Origin of the sequence: Pseudoalteromonas sp. UBA2102 (assembly GCF_002331165.1) — a bacterium.
Classification (GTDB): domain Bacteria; phylum Pseudomonadota; class Gammaproteobacteria; order Enterobacterales; family Alteromonadaceae; genus Pseudoalteromonas; species Pseudoalteromonas atlantica.
Genome location: NZ_DCYU01000123.1, coordinates 1 through 5,447, shown reverse-complemented (window position 1 = coordinate 5,447; position 5,447 = coordinate 1). Strand labels below are relative to the sequence as shown.

General features: G+C 36.7%; 7 protein-coding genes and 1 pseudogene. All 8 read left to right on the top strand.

The window, feature by feature from the left end; genetic code table 11:
- Positions 1 to 265 precede the first annotated feature (265 nt).
- Positions 266 to 1,648: a PhoH family protein gene (locus B2R65_RS16465; RefSeq protein ID WP_029773033.1), complete on the top strand. Its 1,383-nt coding sequence runs from the start codon at positions 266 to 268 to the stop codon at positions 1,646 to 1,648.
- Positions 1,649 to 1,840: 192 nt separating this feature from the next.
- On the top strand, positions 1,841 to 2,203 hold the full coding sequence (locus B2R65_RS16460) for a hypothetical protein (protein ID WP_008109624.1): 363 nt from the start codon (positions 1,841 to 1,843) through the stop codon (positions 2,201 to 2,203).
- A gap of 208 nt (positions 2,204 to 2,411) precedes the next feature.
- A complete protein-coding gene (locus B2R65_RS16455) occupies positions 2,412 to 3,449 on the top strand; it encodes a hypothetical protein (protein WP_138611108.1) in 1,038 nt (345 codons plus the stop codon).
- The gene (locus B2R65_RS16450) at positions 3,446 to 3,763 is read left to right on the top strand and encodes a hypothetical protein (RefSeq protein WP_008109627.1); all 318 of its coding nucleotides are present in this window, start codon (positions 3,446 to 3,448) and stop codon (positions 3,761 to 3,763) included. Before B2R65_RS16455 ends, B2R65_RS16450 begins: the two co-directional genes overlap by 4 nt.
- A gap of 12 nt (positions 3,764 to 3,775) precedes the next feature.
- On the top strand, positions 3,776 to 4,123 hold the full coding sequence (locus B2R65_RS16445) for a hypothetical protein (protein ID WP_138611109.1): 348 nt from the start codon (positions 3,776 to 3,778) through the stop codon (positions 4,121 to 4,123).
- 157 nt (positions 4,124 to 4,280) lie between these two features.
- Complete coding sequence (locus tag B2R65_RS16440) at positions 4,281 to 4,640, top strand: hypothetical protein (protein WP_004589251.1); 360 nt, start codon at positions 4,281 to 4,283, stop codon at positions 4,638 to 4,640.
- 107 nt (positions 4,641 to 4,747) lie between these two features.
- Positions 4,748 to 5,245 carry a DUF411 domain-containing protein gene (locus B2R65_RS16435; protein WP_004589252.1) on the top strand — a complete coding sequence of 166 codons (498 nt, stop codon included), beginning with the start codon at positions 4,748 to 4,750 and terminating at the stop codon, positions 5,243 to 5,245.
- A pseudogene (locus tag B2R65_RS16430) lies at positions 5,245 to 5,447 on the top strand (TolC family protein); the annotation flags it as partial. The gene B2R65_RS16435 and the pseudogene B2R65_RS16430, both read left to right, overlap by 1 nt.

Sequence of the window (5,447 nt, the reverse complement as noted above, 5' to 3'; positions counted from 1 at the left end):
GGTAAAACAGGTATTACTGCAAGCTTTTTTTCAATATTTGTGCAGACCTATCTACAGACCTTATTCTTACTGAATAAATTGAGTATTTATAACAGGCTAAGATCTAATCTCTCTAACATGTCATTAAGTGTGACTTAAAGAATAGAACCATTCATCAATAAATATAAATAATGGATTTAACCTGCAAGAGGCACAAACAAAAATAATAAAGCTAAGGTAAATCTAAAATGCTAATTAATGAAAATCGTTCTCAAGGAGAACTAAAATGAATAATCCAAGTGAAAACAAAAACCCAAGAGTATTGGATACATCGGCACTAGTTCATGATCCAAAGTCACTTCTTGCGTACAGTGAAGACGTATACATCTGTCTAACAGTTCTAGAAGAATTAGATAACTTAAAAGAAAGAACTAACAAATCGGTTAGTGCTGATGCTCGTGTATGTATTCGTATGCTTGAAGATATAATAAATGGGCACAGTGCAGAAGAGATGGAAGCTGGTATTCCACTGCCTTCTACTGAAACAGCTAAACGAGGAAAACTGTTTATTGGAATTGATACCCAGCTCGATATGGCTAAAGAGTTAAAGCACGGTATTGGAAGTGACGCTGACAATAGAATAATTAACTATGCACTGTATCTTCAGAAGGACTTAGATAAAGACGTAATAATTGTTAGCCGTGACATTAATATGCGCTTGAAAGCTCGAACCGTAGGGGTCATGGCAGAAGACGTTGCCGTAGATAATCAAATATCAGATATTGATCTTTTATACACAGGGGTACAAGCCTTTAAAGGAGATCTTTTTGATCGAATTAAATCAGACAAAGACTTCAAGGTTTCAGGAGAAGTTTATACTTTCCCAATAAGTCTATTTAATGATGAAGTTCAGCCAAACATGTATTGGTACGATGAAGCTGGACACATTGGGCGAATTTCAGAAGTAACAGATACTGAGGTATTCACAAAGTTATTGCCTCGTAAACAAGAAAAAGTATGGGGCATTTTGCCTAAAAATCAGCGTCAGGCAGTAGCTTTAAGCCAATTAACAGATCCATATTATGACTTAAATATCATCCTTGGCCCTGCTGGCTCCGGAAAAACTTTTTTAGCAGTTGCTTCGGCGCTGCATCAAGTATTGGAGTTAAAAAAGTACAAAAAAATCGTTGTGGTGCGCTCCAGAGACTTTATGGACGATGATCCGGGGTTTTTACCCGGTGACCTGACAGAGAAATCAATGCCGTTATTAGCAGGTATAACAGATGCGCTTATATCAATGCATTCAGGTGATAACAATGAAGGTAATATTAGTGCAACTGTTGAGCATGTCATAGAGCGTGCCAATATAGAGTTTACTTCTATGGCTTATTTTCGAGGCAGGTCAATTGATGATGCTGTTTTAATTATTGATGAAGCACAAAATATGACCCGTGCTCAAATTAAAGGAATGCTTAGTCGTGGTGGTAAAAATTGTCGCACAATCGTGTTGGGCAACTTAGCCCAGATTGATGATAAGTTTGTAACACCTGCTTCTTCTGGTGCAAGTGCGGCTGTTAATGTGTATCGTCATTATGAAAAAGGATCAGTGCTAATTTTTGATGAAGTAGAGCGTAGTAGCTTGGCTGAATTCACTGAAAAGAATATGTAGGCATCAAACTACCATTCACATTTCCTTATAATATTGCGACAATAGCCACTGCTTTTTGCAGTGGCTTTTCAGAGAAGCCCGTTCCCACGAAAACAGGACGAAATGGATTTACTCTGAACTAAAAGATTAAATATTCACAAAAACTGAGTGACATAGGTGCGTGGCCTAGCGTTGCCGTTTTTTGGTGTATTGATGTCTTTTAATAAAGAAGACCTGCTAGTAAATATAAAAAGGCAGGCAAAACGATTATCTAAATTATTAACTATTCCCCTTGGACAAGCCCAAGAAGCCCTAGCTATTTGTCTTTACGGCTGTGACAGTTACAGCGATTTACTAGTAAAAATAAAAGCTGAATCCTTTGACAACCCATTGATAGCACTGTCTGCACTCTCACCAAACTCGGAAATATTTTTAGTAAAAATATTAGCTAGCCACCTAGATAGCATTATTGGAAATTTTGAAAAAAAATTTCCCGGCTCCAATATAAATGAAGAGATGGTCGTATCCCTGTTTGGGCTTAGCTTTTCAGAGTTCAAACTCAAAATATCTACCTAAAGTTGTACAAATACGTAAGTTGTCATTTTGTTTTTTGGCGATATTATAATATGAAGGCTGAACGGACAGCCTACGCCTACACATGTTTTTCGCCTTGAAAAACGTGAACAGTGAAGCGGAGCATCCGTAAAAATTTGGTTATTTGAACAATAAATAAAGCAATGTGTTGGTAGGCCATTGTTTATTGGAAAGTTGTTTGGAGAACTAAATGATCTCACTTTATCAATTAAAGAATAAGCTCAATAAACAAGCAAAAGAGTTTGCTGAGTTATTAGAGTTTCCTGATCTTTACGCCCAAGGCCTGTGGGCTAGAGGTGTTTATAACTGCCCTTATTTTTCTGATACCCATAAATATCTCTCTGAAGTATTTGAAAAGAAAAAGCTGGACTCAATTCTAAAGCACGATTCCCTGAAATATTTAATGATCAACGAATACGATGATCAAGAAATTATTGAATCGCTTCATAAAGAAATTGAGTCAATGGCAAACCGTATTGAAAGCCTGATGCTGGTAGATATCGAAACATTAGAGTTAGTTTCAGTGATATACCAAGTTTTAGGGTTGCCTGAAGATGCTAAGTTTATTGTAAATACAGGTGCAGACTTCCGCTTAGAGTGGCGACCATACTTTGATGCCTTTGATGATCCGTTGATAGTTCAATATGCAGATTTAAAAGTTCATGGTTGTTATTTCAGGCTAATCGCTTGCAAGTTTCCGTTTGAAAAGCTTTCCTTGGATGACATTAGAAAATACATGTACATCAATCATGTAAACCATAATGGTGAGTTTGAAGGCTGTATTTCTGAAGGAAATACATTTTCTAAGCATGTGCACTGGCTGGTGTTGACACTTGAATTATTCAGTAGCGGCAAAGTAAATAAGGCTCAGTTCAATCCAACAACCTTCAAAATCGAAGGTATGCGCTATTTGGTATATGGCTTCCCATTGATTCCTTCCTTTGTATCTGATTGGCACAAACCTGATTTATGTCTACGAGTAAAAAATCTAGATGGCGATCAGAAGTTCATTGTTCGTATCGAACAGCAAGATCTTGTTTTTTATGCGAGGCGCGTTGATACCAACTTTTTTAACACAATCGATTATGAAAAATACATTTCGTTGTATCAATCTAGTGTTCTGTCACATTTTGATGCTGACAACAATTTGCTTAAAGTTGATGGGGTTAAATATCTAAGTTTTTTTCGTCCTTTTTCTGTAGAAGATATGAAAGGAGTTCAAGCATGAGACCTAGAGTAAAACTAACCAACGCAAAACTTATCTCAATTCAATCTGATACAGAGGAAAAAGTTGAACGGGTGCTTTACGGCACATTTGCTGACGAAAATGAAAATGGTAAAGAAGGAGATGCTTTATTCACGATAAAGGTTTTGGAAATCAATGGTCTAGAAAGTAAGTGCTTTGGTGTTGACTTTTATATCTTAGATGCTGAATCTAAAGAGTTTGATGTAAATGCATTTGAGTTTAATTTAATGCATGAGTGTATGTATTCTCCTAATGAGTTATTAGAGCTGCGAGATATGCTCCCGGCTAGTTATTAGTAAGGGAATACGTTGGATAGAATATATTTAAAGGATGCCTACATAGTATCTGTTTACGGCTATAAAGAATTTGAAAAAATATTTCTTGGCGAGTTTTTATCAGGGGGGGTTATTGAAGATGAAACATTCAGGTTTCGGCCATTTCAGCAAATCGTGACTTCAAAGATTGTTAGCAAATCTGCTGATGAGGATAAGTTAGAAATATACACACATAGTGGGAGTTGTTATGTGATTGATGCTGACCATAAGTTAATTGATATTTCATTTGTTGAACTGGTTGTTATGAGAGCAGGAGCTTATTCGGCAGATCGAGTTTTAGAAATGAGAGAGCAACTTAAGTCTCAAAATAAAAGCCATTGAATAGCGAAGATAAGAAGTCTGATGAGATTATTATTTGTCACTTACCTCTTTGAAAAATTTGACGATAATCAAATATTCATAAATGTTTATACAGCATCAATTGACTTAGTCAAAAATTTGCATTAGTATTAGAGATGTATATTTGTAAGAGAATTTTATGTCTAAAGCATTTTCAAAAGTCTTAGTAATGACGCTTATGCTGGTTGCCTTTGTAGGGCAAGCATTTGCGTATTCTGCTATGCCTTGCGAAATGTCATCAGGTTCTCACGAATCACACATGAACATGAACATGAACATGGATCATGGTGATATGAATAAAAGCAGTAATGGTCAATCAGAAGATTGTTGTGACGTTGAATGTATTTGTCCTGCAAATGCTTGCTCATCTACGACAGTCCTAAATTCCAGTATTGATTCGACAGATATTCAAATATTCAGTGAATCTGTAGCTGCTCTGCAATCTAAACAACCTCATTCAATTTCCACTTCCCTTTATCGTCCACCAATTTTTGCCTAATACAGGATTAGTGCGTCCAAATTTCTCGCACATGTAATTAATTTTTCTGTTAGTCAATATAGCGTCGTAGCGCTATAGATATTTTCCAGCGATGTCTGGGGGCAAAAATGATCAATAAGTATTTAAAAATAGCAGTAGTAATGCTGCTTTCACCTGCGTTTGCAAACGCCAACGAACATAACCATGCACACAATAACGACGTAACACCTTTGGAGTTAATCGTTTATAAAACCCCTACTTGTGGGTGTTGTAAAAAATGGATAACTCATATTGAAGACAAAGGGATCGTTGCGCATTCCAAAGATTTCCGAAACATCGGCAACATCAAAACTAAGTATGGTATCAAACCTAATTACCGTTCATGCCACACGGCAGTGAGTAGAAATGGATTTGCCTTTGAAGGTCATATACCTGCTAAATTTATTCAGCAGTTCTTATCAGAAGAACATCCCAATGCGATTGGGCTTTCAGTTCCAGCAATGCCAGTTGGCTCTCCCGGTATGGAAGTCGATGACCGCTTTATGCCATACAACGTGTTAATTCTATTTAAAGATGGAACGAGCAAAGTCTATGCAAAAGTTAAGACATACGAGGAGCAATTCTAATGAAATTGAACTCTTCAAACCTTACTTCACTTTCAACTGCATTAATACTCGGCTTATCTGTATTCTCAGCTCAAGCTGAGAAAGTAGTGTCGCTTGAACAAGCTATCACCTTAGCTCAGCAAAATGATCCTTGGCTTCATGGTAGCCGATTGAAACAAAGTGCAGTTGAAAATAGAAGTATTGCTTCAGGTACTTTGCCTGA